Genomic DNA, 14,746 nt, shown 5'->3' on the forward strand with positions numbered 1-14,746 from the left:
CGGTCCGCGCCAGGGGACATTTCCCCAATGAGCAAGCCGCACTGAAATGTGTCTACCTGGCCGTGATGAGCCTGGATCCGACCGGCCAAGGGCGGGCCCGCTGGACCCAACGATGGAAGGCCGCGCTCAACGCGTTCGACATCACTTTCAACGGCCGACTCACCGTCGGACGCTAACCCACAACAACACTAGTTACACCGAATTCTTGACAGACCCTTTACCGTCTGGTTTGCCAAAGCAACGACGAGTTTTTCGACATCCATATCGGCGTCGTTCATCCACTTACTGTTGCACACGACACAGAATCCCCCGACCTTGTGATCGAACATAGTTTGGGGGAGGGACAAGACTTCTGGCATCACTCCGCCTGGCCTGTAGAACGCTCTGGTTGTATATGGGCTGTGGGGGATCTGGAGGCCGAAAGATTCGTGAAACATATGTTCTTTTGACTCCTTGTTCGTGAGAGAGCCGCAAAAGAGACACCCTCGACGCCCGGTCAGTTCAGCCTTGTCGCCTCGTGCCATGCTTTAGTGTCCTGTCGATCGCCTTGTCCCTTGCCGTGTCTGACACAACATACTCAGTCACGTTCTTGGTAGACGTATTCTAAAGAAAAGGGTTTATCTGCGTGTCCGCTGCTGGCTCAGAGGGGGCCGCGGCGCGCACACTAGGATCTGGCACATGAAATTCAGGCGGTAGGGCCTCATTCGGCAGATGGCCGACTTCGGGTCAACACACGCATTACCGGAAGTGCGAATACCCTTCGAGACCGCTTTGATCGAGCTGATCCCTACTTCGCAGCCGCGGCAGCCGTGACCGTGGCGCTGGGAGCCGATGTTGCGGTCGCGGTGTTGTAGCCGGTCTCCGACACCGTCACCTGCGCGGTGAGTCTGTGGCCCGTGTCGGCGGCGCTGACGGTGTGCGAGGAGCTTGCCGCGCCGGTGATCACGACTCCGTCGCGATACCAGGCGTAGGCGTACGTCAGTCCGGGCGCCGACCAGGTGCCGGTCGTCACCGTGAGAACCTCGCCGACCTGCGCCGTGCCCGACAGGGCAGGAAGGGTGGTGTTTGTCGGCCGCGGGCCGACGGTGACAACGGAGGTCACGAGGCTGGTTGCGGAGGCGTCGGCGTAGAGCGGCGACGTTGCGTTCACCCGCACCGCGAGCTTTGCGCCGAGCAACGATCCATCCACCTGGTATGTCGACGCCGTCGCTTGCGGGATGGATGTGCCATTCGCGTACCACTGGTATGCGAAGGTGAGGCCGGGCTGGCTCCAGGTGCCGGGCGAAGCAGAGAGCGTCGTCCCCACCTGCGCAGTGCCGGTGACGACCGGGCGAACCGTGTTGGCTGGCGCTGCCATCTTGGGCACCGGGGTGGTGCTCACGGAGATGGCATAGCCGAACTGGTAGCCCGGTCGTGACGCCGCCACCTGGAGGCTGAGCCGCTTGCCGACATCTGTGCTGCTGACGCGATGCGTCGACGAGATCTCACTGTCGATGAAGATCCCGTCTGCCAACCACTTGTAGCTGTAGGTGAAGGTCGCCGGTGTGGGGCTCCACTCTCCATTCGTTGCGACGACGAGGACGCTCCCGACTTCGGCCGTGCCATCGATCGTGGGCAGAACGGTGTTGACGGCCGGGGGGCCTCCGTAGGCCTGCACCACTTTCGTGATGGCGGTGGCTGTTTCATGGCCCGCCCCCGCGACGGTCACTCGCACCGTGAACTGGTGCCCGATGTCGCGCGCCTCGAAGCTCCGGGTGGTCTTGCAGGAGCCCGCCGGGCCGTCCTCAATGCCGTCCCGCAACCACTGGCAGGTGAAGGTAGTGGTCGGCAGGGTGCCGCTCCAGGTGCCGACGTCGATCTTCGAGGGTGATCCCACGCGCAGAACCCCGACGATCGATGGTGCCCTGGTCGGCACGGGAGCAGGAGCCGTGACCACGGCAACGGCGACGGGCGAAGCCTCTGCCGCGGACGCGGTGCCTATCGAGGCGCAGACGACGAGTGACGCCATCGCCAGACCAGTGAGAAGTTGACGTGTGCGAAACATGTTGCCCCCCCGGACCCATTACCGAATCATCCCAGTGTGTCGCAGACCGGGGAGAATTGAAAGGGCCTCATGTGAGGGGGGCCTTGCGAGGCGAGGACTCGCAAGGCCATAAATACAGAGGGGATGACCAGGATCGAACTGGCGTCATCAGTTTGGAAGACTTTTCAGGCACTGATGCATACTCATGCTTTGCTTGTCAAATATCGCCTAGTCACTGGGAAGCACTGGTGTTCCTCCAGCAACACACCGCATGGTTTTGCACAAGATGGGTGCCAAAATAGGTGCCAGCTACAAACGACGACAACTGTCAGGAGATTGCACGACGGACGTCACTCAGCGGTCGACCTCATACGAGTCAGGCCTGCCAGAAACCTTCCCGTGCGTTGACCGAGACTGCTTAGATGAAGTCATGCACGCAGCCACAATCCTCCTCTGGGTATGGGCACCGCTGGCAATAGTTTTTGGATTCTGCGCGGTGCGCTTCCGAAGGCGGATCTCTCAAGGGATTCGGGCCAATTGGGAAGCTCGAGGCATGAAGGTCGGTCCAAGAACTCAGTCACCGATTGTTTTAGCAGCGGTAGGCGTCGTCTTCATCGTCGGAGGGGCCTGCGCGATCGCGGGGCTTGTTCTCCGCGTGCTGGGTGGATGACAATCGAAACCCAGGTACTGGCGACGATCGCCGCCTAGAAGTACTTCGTCTTTGCGGACGCATGGCGAGCTTCACTCTTCACGGGCCCGTATCGCCGGATCAGGATCGAAGCCCAGACAATCCACGCCACCCCAACCGCGGCGATTATCCCGACCATTAGAAGGCCCAGGACATCCAGGTCTGCACCGCCAGCGTGCTCGATCAAAATGCGAATGCCGGTGATCAGCACTATCAGAAGTCCCGGCAGCGTTCTCCACCGGTGGTTCCTTACCCAGTCGCGCACTCCATAACCCTAATGCGGCTGGGCCCGTCGACGTCGGATGCACTACCGAGGCTTCTGCACCCCAGCATCGACACCGTGTTCTTGCTCGAGCTTCTTGACGAGCTCTCGTGCCCGCAAGCGCGCAATTATCCCTTGAGCCACGAGGATCGCGCCAACACCAACCGAGATAAGCCCCTTCGGCGCGAAGTCTTCGGACGCATACACCCAGACAGCTACTACCGCGCAGAGTCCACCGACGATGATGCCGAATAGCCCGAGGGCGGCCACGCGGTTCGCGGCGATCCGTCGCTGAATGGGGCTCTTCTGCCCGGTCTCGCTCACGGACAAATACTATCTGTCAGGCTGCAATCGCCGGCACTCAAGCAGGACCTATCAAGCCTCTGGCAAGCTTGCTGCCGCTGGCGAGCATAGCCCCGTCTTTGACCGTTTGGGCGTGCACGAGACAGATGGCGTAGACAACTTTTAGACCGCCCTCTCTGGTGACGAGACGCTCGGACGCGTTAGTGTCGCATCCATCAACCAAGCACTCCATACGGCGACCGTAGCGGTTGCCAGCAGACGCGTCTACTCCAGATCCTCGAACTGCCTAAGACCCAGAGTTCAAGACCGACAGTGCGTTTTGCCTCGAAAGGGTGTAGCAACGTCTGTTCCGTTCGAAGGTTTGGCCGTCTCTCGTTCCATGACGGGAAATCATTCAACGCCGGGAGACCGACGGTGGTGTTCTCCCGGCACCGGCGTCTTGGGTGCAATTGCGTCAGTGCCGCTCCGGCGGGCGGGCCGGTCAATTCTCTCAACCGGCCGCTCATCGGACGCCGAACCGAGATGCGGGGGGTTCGAGCTCCGACGGACACCAGTCAGCGACTATGCCTGGTGGCGCGATTTTCCGCGGCATTTGGGTTCAGCAGAATGCTCAGGTATGTCTGCGACTCAGGGTCGGAATCGACTCGGGCTCGACATTTGATCGCACGACCTCGCATTCGGAGCTTCCATAAAACGGGCTTGATTGCTTCGGCAATGGGAGGTGTAACTGCCCCGGTAACGGCTCGGTGGCTGCCGAGCTTCAGGACGACAACAACCGCTTTCCGGCCATCAAGTCGGTCCATCAGTATCCGGGCGTCGGCGTCACCGCCGAAGTGCTCCTGTATGTCCGCGATCAGCGCGACCGTCGCGAGTGCGTGTGTTGGCTGGATGACAATGGGGCCCAGAGCGTCAAATCGTGGACTCACGACGGGTTTGCTCGGTCGCATGTCGGCCATTGCTGCCTCCGGATCAGTTGGGCGAACCGGTTTGGCGCGGGGCCACGTGACCGGCGGCGTCGCAAGGTTGATCCTAGGCTGATACCCGGGTCATCCGCAGTCTTATCGCGCTCAGCTTGAGGGTGAATCCCTGTGCAAAGGATCAGGAAGCAGGAACAGCGAATCCGGCAACGTGCCCCCTGTCGTCGCAGGACTAGAGGGCACGCCGTCAACCGAAATTGCGACGGTGCTTCGGAAGCGCAGCCGAAACCGATTGCCCTGAGCGTAATCGGGCGGCGTTCAGAATATTCGGCTGTCATCCGGATTGCTTAGCAGGTGCAATGCATCGGCCAAGACGTTCGAGAGAGGATAAGCAGTATCGCGATCGCCCGTTGCGGACAACTGGTCAGGCAGTGATTGTTTTCCCGGGCGGGGTGAAGGTTCCGTTTTCGAATCCGGTTCTGCTGGCTGTGACCGTTACTGTAACGGTCTTTCCGAGGTCGCCTTTCTTGACGAGGTAGGTTGTTCCGGTGGTGCCGTTGGCTATCCCGTTTGTATACCAGGCGGTTTTTGTGGACTGCGCTGCAGCATCCCAAGTTCCTCGGGTGACGGTAAGGGTCTGACCAGCCTTCGGAGTGCCGGAAAGCACGGGCTGTGTCGTCGGGACGAGAGCCTGTCCTGCTCCAATGGGAACCGTGCCCTCGGTGTCTGCGGTGCCGTCTTGGTAACCGGCTCGTTTTGCGACTACCCGCACGGTCATGACGGCGTTGAGGTCACCTGAGACGAGATCGTAGGTACGGTAGGTGCGGTTCGTCGCGTTCGAGAGCGCGACCCCGTTCCTCATCCAGGTGAAGTAGTACGTCAGTGGGCCGATGCTCCAAGTGCCGTCGTTGACGCTGAGCTGCTCGCCGACTCGGAAGTCTCCGCTGACGGACGGTTTCGTTGTAGCGGTTGGTGCGGCGAATGGTGCGGCACTCTCGGTGGAGGCTGTGAAGACGTTGTTCGTCGCGCCACTGTCCTCGGTGTACGGGGTCGTGATGTTGCTGCCGAGCTTTATGCCGGTCACGGTGTTGTTGCTGCCCCTGAATTGGACCCCGATGGCCCCACCGGCGTTGATCGATCCGCCGGTGACCGTCGATCCGGAAGCGAGGATGATGTTCGTTCCGTACGAGTCTCGGATGTCGAGATTCGTCGCGATGACGGGGGCGTCGGCGAGAAGCGCTGTTCCCGACGGTTTCAGGTAGCTGATGATGGTGCCATCGACGGTCGGGGCGATGGCCACGAGCGGGTTGATGGAGATGCCTGGGCCAGCGCACCCGGTGATTGTGCCTCCGATGATGTGGGTGTTGTCCGCACGGACTTGCACTCCGCCTCGTCCACCGGTGATGTGCGGGACGATGGTGGTGTTCCAGCCGATGCGGTGGGTGTCGACCGATTTGTCGCTGCAGTCGATGGCGATGGGTTCGAAGCGGCAGTCCTCTGGTTCTCCCGCGGCGCCCAGCACGCTGATGAACGGGCCGACGTTTGTCGTGACGGCGTGACGTACGCGGCTGATGGTCCCACGTACGACGAGGCCGCGAGTTGATCCGGTGACGTTCACGCCATACCCGAATTGGTCGGCCGCCTCATTGTCGAGGAGGTCTCGGATGGTGCAGTCGATGACGCCGTTCCGGCAGTGGGCGACGTAGATGCCCGCGGCCCCGTTGTCGTGAACAGTGATGCCGGTCACCTGGGGTGTATCCACCGCGAAGAAGCGAACCAGTGGGGAGTTACTGGACGCGGGGTCCGTGTGGAAGATCTCGCCCGCTCCTATGAGTTTGACGGCAGGCGAAAGGGTAACCGAGGCGGTGCGCGGCTTGACCTGAATGGTTCGCGGAAGAGCCTTGTCCAGTTGCACTGTGGAACCGGAGATAGTGGTTACTCTCCGAAGATAGCCGTAACGTTCGGTTCCACCGGCGATCGCGTCGTCGCCGGCAAGCAGCAGGTACTCGTTGGCTTTATAGGAGGCCGCCTTGACCACCGTGATCGCAGTCTTTCCCTTTGCCATCGCGGTCGCGATCTGCTCACGGTAGACAATCGTCCCCGTCCGAGTGAGCGCTGAATGGTCTCCGCGCACTTTCAGTTTTGTTCCGGAGGTCAGCTCGAGCTGGGTTACCGCTGAGGGTATTTCGACGACGGAGTCGAGAAAGTAGTCTCCGGAAAGGGTGACGCTTCCGCTCGCGGAGGCGAGATAGGTGCGAATCGCGGGAGCAGCGTCCGATGTCGTGCCCGAGACTGCACCCAGTCCGCTGGATTCCGGGGCGCCCTGGCTCATGTTCCGGGCCATTGACAGACTCGTAGCTGTGACGATGCTCAGACTTGCCGCCGATATGAACGTCCGGCGTGAAAACTTGATTCCAACCATTATGCCCCCAACTAGTTCCCTGAAATGTACCCTAAATAGGGGGATACAAAAGCGACTTCTTCCAGATCGTGTTATGCGTGCGATTCCCAAGCACACTCGACAATGTTGATATCGCGTCGGCTGCTGCGGTTTCCGAGGCCCGAAGAACGAGCTCGAGGACTGGTATCGGGTCGTGAGCTGGCAGGAGACCTCGCGAGGCCGTGAGCTGATCTGTTGGTGCCGGACCCTTCCTGTGGCGTGTGAGGCGGCGTGGTACTACAACCGGGCCCGCGTCATCGTGGCAGCATGCGCAGGCTGGCAGCAGAGCGCATGAGCGTCTGGGCGGGGCGCCGAGGAGACCGCCGGCACATGATCTGCTGCTCGCGTATCGGGCGGCCAGATCTCAGGTGGCGGACTGACATCCGGTCCTGCCAGAATGAGCCGATAAGCGAGGGGTGTGCAATGGAGGACGAGGGATTTCTTGCCATCTCGAATGAGATGCTGCGGGCGCTGGGGATGGTAGTAGTCGCCGCCGGCCGGCTAGAAGCCGGCATGATTGCGGTCGGAACGCATATGGGCTTGAAATCTCCAAGAGACCTGCCATTTCGCGAGCTCAGCAACCGAATTATCAAGCGTGTCGAGGCCGTTGGTGTTCCGCCCTGGAGCACGGCGGACGGTGAGGCGGTCACAGCCTGGGCAATCGAGGCGAGAGACTCGATGGCGAAGCGCGACCCGCTTATCCACGCGAGCTACGGCTTACGCGGTGAGGCGTTCAGTCCGACGACTGTCAAGATCCATCTCCGCCCCAACTCGATGCGGGATCTCAGTGCGGCCGAAGCTGAGGAACTCGCTCAGCACTTGAGCGTGCTGGCGACCAGATCAATGACTCATAGTACGAATTTGCTGTTACGCATCGCGCCCGATCAGTGGGCTCCCGTGTACTGGAAAGAAGGCGAGATAGGTGTGCATCACGCATCTGAGCCACACTTCCCACCATTCAAAGAGTCACCGTTCATCGGACCCGATGGAGCACTTGACGGTGCCGCCTTGGACAAGGCCGTTGGACGCTGGCCCCGGCTGCCGGCTGCATCCGTAGACGAACCGTATTAGACGTGCTCGGATGCTGGATCGTAGTGAAACACAAATGTGCTCCTAACCATCTCCGATCCATTCCACTCTTCGATCAGGATGTCTTCGTAGTGGCGGGTGTCGGCGTCCCATACTTCTTGGGCAAAGGCTCGTGCAGATGTCGGATCGTCGAACACCCCGATGACGCTTTGCCCGTCGTACGGGGTGCTCTTTGAGACCACGGAGTGCATGGGGAAATTGTCTCACTCAATGCCGAAGATTAAAAGGTCAGGTTAACGCAGAAGAAACCCCCTCACCGTCCCGGAGGAGGTGAGGGGGTTAAAATGAGTTTGTGCCCACTGTAGTCAGCGTGAATGAGATGGATGAGGTCATCCGTCGAGTTCGCGATGCCCATAACCTTGGGGCGTCGCAACTGGATGCCGACGAGCCGCTCCCAGTGTTCGAGGACTGGGGGCACCGGAGCGGACCCGTTGTTGATCACATCACGCTCCGCGAAGTCTTCGTGTCGTTGAATGAGGTTCTCGCTACTCGAGATAGGTAGCTGAATGGATTCCCGCGGAAACGACGAAAGGCCCCCTCGCCTCATCCGAAGATGAGAACGAGGGGGCATCTGGTTCAAACTGGCACGGGGTTCATGCGGTGTAGCTGGTTGTCGCGGTCGAGGAAGTACATGGCGTCGATCTTGTTGCCGACCTTGAACGATGGGGTGATGATGCCCCACAACTGTTTGATGAAGTCGGGTACCTGCGGGGCGTCGTAGGTGCCTGCGGTTTGCGCGTGTGTTGCACCGGTCACGGCGACGAGTTGTTTCGTGGCGGCGTCGAACTGGGTGTTGTAGTCGTTCCAGAACTTCAGCCCTGCGATCGGCGGGTACGCAGTGGTGTCTTTCGTGCCATACACGACGAGGACTTTTTTGCCAGCCCACAGTGACGCGGTGATCCGTCCCGGGTCGTTCGTTGTCGTCGCGGTAGCCAAAGCCGACCGCGCGGACACCGTTGCGCTGTTCGACCGCCACGACGTCAGGGACGACCGCCATGCAGCCCATGCGGGGTCTGCGTAGTCCGGTGCCGGGTCGGGTCTCGCCGGCGGGGTGGGGGGCTCGGTTGTGCCGTACCAGGATGGGTGGTCGAAATGGTTGCCGTCATCGTATTCGGCGAGCATGTCGTAGATCCCCGACATGTCCACATACCCGAGGGTCCTCGAGGCGAGGTAGGTGTCTTGGGTGACGAGCCACTTCCCGACCTCGCCGCCCATCGACCGGCCGATGACGACCCAATCGACGACGGTGATGAACGCCGCCGCCTGCTGCGCGAGTTCAGAATAGGCAACCTTCGCGGTGTCACGTCCCCACCCGTTGAGCCCGTTGAACGATGACGTCTTCGATCCGCGGGACTGGGCGATGAACCCGCCGTTGTTCAGGATCGTGTCGCGGAGGGTGGCGAGGGACGAGATGGTGAGCATCTGGTTGTACTCACCCTGCGACCCGTGCAGCCACATTACGCCGTGCCGGCCACCTGTTGGGGGTGTGCCGTTGGGGATGATGAGTTGCAGTCGGTCGGCGCCGTTGTCGGTCTCGTAGATGGTGCACACCAGACCGGATGAGGTGGTGTAGGTGCCGACCGAGGTGAAGGCCATGGGTTACGCTCCTCGGCGTGCTTTGAGCCACTGCGTGTACACGGAGATGTCCGAGCTCGACGGGGCCGCTGACGGGGTGGACCCGAACGTGTCGCCGACGATGCCGCCGCTGACACCACCACCCATGTATTTCCATTGCGTGTTCGTGGAGGTGGTGCCGACGAACCCGAGCCGCAGCAACGACACGGTCGGGAGTGGTGAGAACGCGATGGCCTGGTCGAGGAGTTTGTTGCCGTCGACCCACACCTGAATGTTGGATGAGGTGGCGACGAGAACGAACGAGTGCGGGTTGTTGTCGGCGGTCCCGAAGTTGTAGTACGTGACCCCATCGATGGACGCTGCCCACGTGTTCGACGGGGTGCGGGAGATCGAGAACGAACCCGTGTTCCCCATCGAGTTCAGGTGCTGATTGACGGACGTCGGGGCGGGGTCGAGCCATTGCGCGTTCGCCCCGAAGATCACACACGCCGGGGAGGTTACCGTGAACCCGGACGCCCCGAGCCCCGATCGGACGATGAGGCGCACACCCGGGGTGCTGTTCAGTGCTGTCGCGGAGTACACGGGCAGGTTCGTTGCAGCCGTGGAGCTGATGTTCCAGTTGACGGCGTTGTGGGCGGCCGGGGAGTTGTCCGTCCACGCCGACATCGACGCACCCTCGGAGACACCGCTGTTGGTCGGTGAGAACCACGCGAACAGCCCAGCGAGGACGAGCGGTGAGAACGACAGCGGGTCGGTGCTGATCGCGAAGTAGAAGTCCGTCCCGGCGAGCATGTTCGTGGGCCGGCCGATCTTCGAACACCAGATCACCGGGCCCGGCCACACCCCACCTGCAGCGGTCAGGGGCCGGGCGGTGTTGATGCTGTCGCCGTTGTTTAGGACAACGTACTTGCCGGACCCGAACGGGGAGAACCCGTTGAACGTCGCAACGACGGTGTCGTTGATCGCGGAGTAGGTGGCCGCTTCCGGGTTCCGTGCGTTCGCCGCGACTGCAGCGTCCGTGGTCGCCCCGGTAACCCCGTCGAGACCCTTGGGGCCGGGATCGCCGTCGTCGCCCTTGGGGCCTTTGAGGTTCGCGATGACTGTCGTGTAGGCCACGTCAACTCCAAGCTGTCAGGTTGCCGGTGGACGGCTGGTACCAGTAGATGTAGGCCGCAGTGGGCATCTCCTCGGAGACGATCACATATGAGCCGGGGTTCGACGTTTGGATCAGCGTCGCGAGTGTGCCGCCGTTGATGGGGATGCGCAGTTGTCCGGGGAACCAGTCCTGATCGGCGACCTGCCCCACGTTGTCGATCCAGTCGACGCGCACCCGGATACCCACGTCCGGGGTCAGCCCTTCTGTGATGGGGACGGTGACGGTGAAGTTCCCTGACGAGTCCGGTGTCACAGGGGTGATGTACGGGAACAGGATCTGGTTCCCCGACGACGTAATCCCGGTGGGGATGAAGTGAAGCACCGGGTGCAGGTCGGGACGGGGGGTGACAGCGAAGTCACTGAGGTTCCCTGGGATCGTTACGGTTGTGGCGGCCACGCTTCACACTCCTTCCGGTTTGGGGTGGATCAGTCGCCGAGCTGCTGCTTGATCGCGTGTCGGGCAGACTCCGCGACACTCTCGGCACTCACACCGGCGGGCGGGTAGATCGTCTGATTCAGGGTCGTCGTGTTCGTGGGTGCTACGTTCGAGGTGTTCGCGAGGGCGAGGCCACCGATCGGGACACCGCAGTATGCGAGGACGTTCAGCGTGACTGTGAGCCAGAGCGGCTGACCGCCGAGACCGGGTGTTGCGAATGCGACCTGCGCGCCGCCAGCGAGCACCAGGGCGATGACGTAGGTGCCATAGATGGTCTTCCGTGCGAGCGCGTTCGTGACGATGGTGCCGAGGTTGCCGGGGTTCGTGGTGGTCATGAGTTGCTCTCTTCTCGTTCGTTTTCGGTCAGGTCAAGAGCGCGTTTCTCGGCCTCGGTGAGGTTGTGTGTGCCGCCAGCGCGGACACGTTCGATGTAGGCGAGGAACACGCTGCGCAGGGTGACGCGGGCGCTTCGTTCCTTGTTGAGCTCGATGCTGAGCGCGTCAACCTTGGTGCTGAGGTCATCCATGCGCTTCCAGATCTCTGCGACGGTCGGCATCTTGGTTGAGCTGTCACCGCTTCGACCGCGCGCGAGCATGAACACTCCTGCGACGACGCCGCCGCCCATGATGCCGATGAGGGGCAGGTAGGGCGTGATGTCGAACCCGATCACTTACGCACCTTCAACCGCGGCATCAGGTCGAACCACCGGCCTGTGGGGAGGAACAACACGAGGGTGATGATGATCGCGAGTGCCTGCTTTTCACGTGCACCATACGCAGCGGCGTAGGCGATCGCGTAGACGTACGCTCCGAGGCACGGGAGCATCACCAGCAGGCTCAGCCACTCCAATCGCTCGTTGTCCCGCAGGCACCCGTACAGGCAGCCGAGAGACGCGATGACAATGAATACAGCCCAGATGGGCCGGTAGCCGTCAGGGGTCGACAGGTCGAGGCTCGGTGCGCCGCGGATCGCTGCCACGACGCCGAACAGGGCGAAGAAGAGATACTTCCCGAGGTAGACCCACCGGGAGGTCATGATCGGTGTTCTCAGATCAAAACGACGCTTTGCCACTTTGGCCCCTTCCGAGGTCGGACGAGAGGTTGGTTACGGCTCCTGGTAGAACGAGTTGAACGAAGCCCAACCGTTCTCGTCGAGGAACACGACCTTGTCGAAGGTGGGCAGCACAGGTGCGTCGCCACCTTTCGCATTGATGGTGTCGCAGATCGTCTTGAAGGTGCCGTACTCGTCGGCGCTTCGGAAGATCCGCCGTCCACGCTTCCCGAGACGGGCAGGTTCGGCGATGCCGTCCTCTACGAAGTCCGAGCCGAAGATCGCGATCCCACCGTCAGCGGTTCGGCCGGCGATCGTCGCGGAAGGCTTCAGCTTCTGCACCGTGTCTGCTGCGGCATCGTCGACCGCGGTCTTGATGTCAGCTACGTCCTGTGCGCTCATTTCGTCTTCCTTCGGGTCGGTTTCTGCGGCCATGTCGATGGCTTCCTGCAGGGTGGGGATTGTGACGGTGGGGTTGCCGATGTTGGCGTAGTGCCATGTCTCGGAGTTGATGTTGCGGATGAGGCCGTACTTGCGGAAAACGCGGTCTCGGGCCGCCATGTCGTTGGTGTTGCAGTCGATCGCGCCGACGATCCAGTCGCCGTGCGCCGACGTTCCTACGGTCGCTGCGGAGGGCGTGCCGTAGCGACCCCCAGTGGCGACGTAGAGCGCCGCCTGACCGGACTGGTAGTTCTGGTTCGCCGTGCCATCAGACGTGTTCTCGCCAGCCGCGTTGTTCGAGCTGCGGTCCTGAAAACCGATCTGGTAGTCGGAGAGTGTGCCTCGCCACCGGTATCCCTGATTGACGGTGAGATTGACGCCCTCCGCTTCGAGCTCTAGGACTGCGGGGACGACGCGGCAGAACATGTCGGGGGCGAACCACGAGCCGCGGAACTCGTATAGTGCCGATTCGGGGGCCAAGCCATTGGCGTATCCCATGAGTGCTCCTTACTTGTAGACGCGGCCGTCAGAGCCGAGATAGAGCGGCGTGATCGTCACTCCCGTAGGTGCTGTGGTCAGGTTTCGCAGGTAGACCCCGCCTGTCGTAAAGAGGTCTTGCACGGAGGCGTAGCCGGATACCGTAAGTCCGTTGTTGCCGACAACAATGTAGGTGGTGCCGTCTGGTGCGAGCAGGGTCAACGCCGCCGATGTGCCGACGATCCGACCGCCCGGGTTGAAGTCGATACGACCGCCGCCAGCGGCGAACGGAGACATGGTTATGCCAGCGCCGACCCGCAGGATGCCGGGGGCAACAATGTTGATGTCGCCCTTCTGAGTCGTCGTGCCGACGTTCTCGATGTTGCCGGTGTGCTGTTCGTCGCCTGTCTGCTTGAAGTGGCCGGTGCCTTCGTAGTCGCCCTGCTGGGTCGTCTTCCCGATGTTCGTGATGTCGCCGGTGTGCGACTCTGTGCCGACGTGGGTTTCGTCGCCCGAGAAGTCAGCGGGTCCCTCTACCGTCAGGACGCCGGTGATGTTGATCGTCGTCGTCAGGTTCACGGTGCCATCCGCGTTCAGCGTGCCCTGCACATTCAGGGTGCCGAAGACATCCTCGGAACCGTTCACGATCAGCGACGACTCGCCATTGAAACGGGTCTGGCCGCCTGACACGGAACTGTTACGGAGCGGGGTAGCGACACCCTGTTCCTGGGGGGCGGACACGATCTTGTCGAGCTCGCCCTGATCGGTGCGTTCGATTCTCATTCGGACCCAATCGGTTGCAGAACAGGAGTTACCCAGCGCGTCTCATCACCGGACCAACCGATGACCCGGAGTGTGTGCCAGCCGGTCTCGATGATCGGGCTGCCCTCGAACCACAGCTTGTGTAGCGTCCCGAGAGGCTGGTATTGGATCGAGTCAAGTTGCAGCCGGTACGACCACTGCTCGACGGGAGAGGAATACGTCTTCAGGTCCGCATCAGCATGCGACTGCAGAACCGTCTCGTCGCCGATCTTCTTGTACTGGACGAACTTCTCAAGCGCCGGCGCGAACGATTCGTTCTTCGCCGTCTTCACTTTCATGTCAGCTTCGGAGCCCTCGCCGACCGCGTAAATGTAGGTCGCCTGGTTCTTCCCATCCACCGTGCGTTTCACGTCAACAAGCCCGTGGTTCGAGGTTGCAAGGTTGAACTCGAGCAGCGCGCCCGTCAGTTGCGGGTTCGCTGTGGTTCCGGATCGGACCCGGTATTCGAGCTTGTGTGTAGTCCCCCATTGCGGGAGGAAGTCGATGTCAGGTCCACCATCGCGGTTCTGCACCTCAGTGATCGCCGAACCCACAACCGTGGACTGGTAGTCGAAGTACGTCTCGCTCTCCGTACCACCGCCAGTCGTCGTGCCCTTGGCAATAGGGATGATCGGCACGCGAAAGCTCGGATTGGCGAGGGCAGGTGCTTCCGTCCCCGCCCACAAAACCCACGCCGCCAAACGATCGGCCGTGATATTGACGAGCTCGAGCTTGTTGTCAGGCGTGCCGCCCGAGTACCCATTCGTGCCGAACGTCGAACGCCGATCCAGAAGAACCCGGATGTCCTGATGCTTCAGGCTGATCGTGTTCGACCCGATGTCGTCATCCCGCGAAATGCACAACCCCGCGTAAATTACGACGCCTTCTTCGCACACAACAAAAGTGCGAGACCATGGCGTAAGCAGGTCATTCCAGTTCAGGTTCGGGCCGACAGCAGAAACGCGGAAGTCCGCATTCCCGCCGCCAGCACCATTCAGAACCCGGTTCCACGAATACTTGAACGGGGTCACCTGCGCCAGCACAGTCCCAGTCACCGTCTCGACAATGAAGCAGGTCTGCACGGTGCCC

The 14,746-nt window shown here is 61.5% G+C and carries 16 protein-coding genes and 1 pseudogene; 3 read left to right on the forward strand and 14 right to left on the reverse strand.

Translation table 11 applies throughout. The features are described from left to right. Window positions 1–176, forward strand: a pseudogene (locus B7R21_RS06210) (IS256 family transposase); the annotation flags it as partial. A gap of 611 nt (window positions 177–787) precedes the next feature. On the opposite strand, the gene B7R21_RS06215 reads toward B7R21_RS06210, so the two are convergent. The 4 genes from B7R21_RS06215 to B7R21_RS06230 all read right to left on the reverse strand — a co-directional run bounded on the left by B7R21_RS06215 (window position 788) and on the right by B7R21_RS06230 (window position 6,705). Then, window positions 788–2,044 (reverse strand): hypothetical protein, encoded by a 1,257-nt coding sequence (locus B7R21_RS06215; protein ID WP_116282389.1) that lies wholly within the window; start codon window positions 2,042–2,044, stop codon window positions 788–790. Window positions 2,045–2,727: 683 nt separating this feature from the next. After that, a complete protein-coding gene (locus B7R21_RS06220; RefSeq protein WP_147305826.1) occupies window positions 2,728–2,976 on the reverse strand; it encodes a hypothetical protein in 249 nt (82 codons plus the stop codon). 42 nt (window positions 2,977–3,018) lie between these two features. Then, entirely contained in the window at window positions 3,019–3,297 is a 279-nt protein-coding gene (locus tag B7R21_RS06225; RefSeq protein ID WP_116282391.1) for a hypothetical protein, read from the reverse strand. Between the two features lie 1,320 nt (window positions 3,298–4,617). After that, on the reverse strand, window positions 4,618–6,705 hold the full coding sequence (locus B7R21_RS06230; RefSeq protein ID WP_147305827.1) for a right-handed parallel beta-helix repeat-containing protein: 2,088 nt from the start codon (window positions 6,703–6,705) through the stop codon (window positions 4,618–4,620). 351 nt (window positions 6,706–7,056) lie between these two features. Here B7R21_RS06230 and B7R21_RS06235 point away from each other — a divergent pair, with 351 nt between their 5' ends. Continuing rightward, window positions 7,057–7,704 (forward strand): hypothetical protein, encoded by a 648-nt coding sequence (locus tag B7R21_RS06235; protein ID WP_116282393.1) that lies wholly within the window; start codon window positions 7,057–7,059, stop codon window positions 7,702–7,704. Here B7R21_RS06235 and B7R21_RS06240 read toward each other — a convergent pair. After that, complete coding sequence (locus tag B7R21_RS06240; RefSeq protein ID WP_116282394.1) at window positions 7,701–7,913, reverse strand: DUF7336 domain-containing protein; 213 nt, start codon at window positions 7,911–7,913, stop codon at window positions 7,701–7,703. The two genes, B7R21_RS06235 and B7R21_RS06240, sit on opposite strands and share 4 nt — an antisense overlap. Before the next feature lie 101 nt (window positions 7,914–8,014). Here B7R21_RS06240 and B7R21_RS06245 point away from each other — a divergent pair, with 101 nt between their 5' ends. Then, window positions 8,015–8,224: a hypothetical protein gene (locus tag B7R21_RS06245; protein ID WP_147305828.1), complete on the forward strand. Its 210-nt coding sequence runs from the start codon at window positions 8,015–8,017 to the stop codon at window positions 8,222–8,224. Between the two features lie 74 nt (window positions 8,225–8,298). Here B7R21_RS06245 and B7R21_RS06250 read toward each other — a convergent pair whose 3' ends face one another. The 9 genes from B7R21_RS06250 to B7R21_RS06290 form a co-directional block, all read right to left on the reverse strand. Then, the gene (locus tag B7R21_RS06250; protein ID WP_116282396.1) at window positions 8,299–9,318 is read right to left on the reverse strand and encodes a hypothetical protein; all 1,020 of its coding nucleotides are present in this window, start codon (window positions 9,316–9,318) and stop codon (window positions 8,299–8,301) included. 3 nt (window positions 9,319–9,321) lie between these two features. Next, window positions 9,322–10,413, reverse strand: coding sequence for a hypothetical protein (locus B7R21_RS06255; protein WP_116282397.1), 1,092 nt, complete (start codon window positions 10,411–10,413; stop codon window positions 9,322–9,324). Window position 10,414: 1 nt separating this feature from the next. Beyond that, window positions 10,415–10,849, reverse strand: coding sequence for a hypothetical protein (locus B7R21_RS06260; RefSeq protein WP_116282398.1), 435 nt, complete (start codon window positions 10,847–10,849; stop codon window positions 10,415–10,417). A gap of 29 nt (window positions 10,850–10,878) precedes the next feature. After that, window positions 10,879–11,223, reverse strand: coding sequence for a hypothetical protein (locus B7R21_RS06265; protein ID WP_116282399.1), 345 nt, complete (start codon window positions 11,221–11,223; stop codon window positions 10,879–10,881). Further along, window positions 11,220–11,558: a hypothetical protein gene (locus B7R21_RS06270; RefSeq protein WP_116282400.1), complete on the reverse strand. Its 339-nt coding sequence runs from the start codon at window positions 11,556–11,558 to the stop codon at window positions 11,220–11,222. Before B7R21_RS06270 ends, B7R21_RS06265 begins: the two co-directional genes overlap by 4 nt. Beyond that, on the reverse strand, window positions 11,555–11,923 hold the full coding sequence (locus B7R21_RS06275; RefSeq protein ID WP_116282401.1) for a hypothetical protein: 369 nt from the start codon (window positions 11,921–11,923) through the stop codon (window positions 11,555–11,557). The genes B7R21_RS06270 and B7R21_RS06275 overlap by 4 nt, the downstream gene beginning before the upstream one ends. 69 nt (window positions 11,924–11,992) lie before the next feature. Continuing rightward, window positions 11,993–12,877: a hypothetical protein gene (locus tag B7R21_RS06280; protein ID WP_116282402.1), complete on the reverse strand. Its 885-nt coding sequence runs from the start codon at window positions 12,875–12,877 to the stop codon at window positions 11,993–11,995. Window positions 12,878–12,886: 9 nt separating this feature from the next. Next, window positions 12,887–13,639: a hypothetical protein gene (locus B7R21_RS06285; RefSeq protein ID WP_116282403.1), complete on the reverse strand. Its 753-nt coding sequence runs from the start codon at window positions 13,637–13,639 to the stop codon at window positions 12,887–12,889. Then, a complete protein-coding gene (locus tag B7R21_RS06290) occupies window positions 13,636–14,739 on the reverse strand; it encodes a hypothetical protein (RefSeq protein WP_147305829.1) in 1,104 nt (367 codons plus the stop codon). Before B7R21_RS06290 ends, B7R21_RS06285 begins: the two co-directional genes overlap by 4 nt. Window positions 14,740–14,746 lie beyond the last annotated feature (7 nt).

The organism is Subtercola boreus, assembly GCF_003399625.1.
GTDB lineage: Bacteria > Actinomycetota > Actinomycetes > Actinomycetales > Microbacteriaceae > Subtercola > Subtercola boreus_C.

Excerpts from the sequence above, each read along its gene's own strand:
- B7R21_RS06215 (WP_116282389.1), bottom strand. The coding sequence starts at position 2,044 with ATGTTTCGCACACGTCAACTTCTCACTGGTCTGGCGATGGCGTCACTC.
- B7R21_RS06235 (WP_116282393.1), top strand. The coding sequence starts at position 7,057 with ATGGAGGACGAGGGATTTCTTGCCATCTCGAATGAGATGCTGCGGGCG.
- B7R21_RS06240 (WP_116282394.1), bottom strand. The coding sequence starts at position 7,913 with ATGCACTCCGTGGTCTCAAAGAGCACCCCGTACGACGGGCAAAGCGTC.
- B7R21_RS06250 (WP_116282396.1), bottom strand. The coding sequence starts at position 9,318 with ATGGCCTTCACCTCGGTCGGCACCTACACCACCTCATCCGGTCTGGTG.
- B7R21_RS06265 (WP_116282399.1), bottom strand. The coding sequence starts at position 11,223 with ATGACCACCACGAACCCCGGCAACCTCGGCACCATCGTCACGAACGCG.
- B7R21_RS06275 (WP_116282401.1), bottom strand. The coding sequence starts at position 11,923 with ATGACCTCCCGGTGGGTCTACCTCGGGAAGTATCTCTTCTTCGCCCTG.
- B7R21_RS06280 (WP_116282402.1), bottom strand. The coding sequence starts at position 12,877 with ATGGGATACGCCAATGGCTTGGCCCCCGAATCGGCACTATACGAGTTC.
- B7R21_RS06285 (WP_116282403.1), bottom strand. The coding sequence starts at position 13,639 with ATGAGAATCGAACGCACCGATCAGGGCGAGCTCGACAAGATCGTGTCC.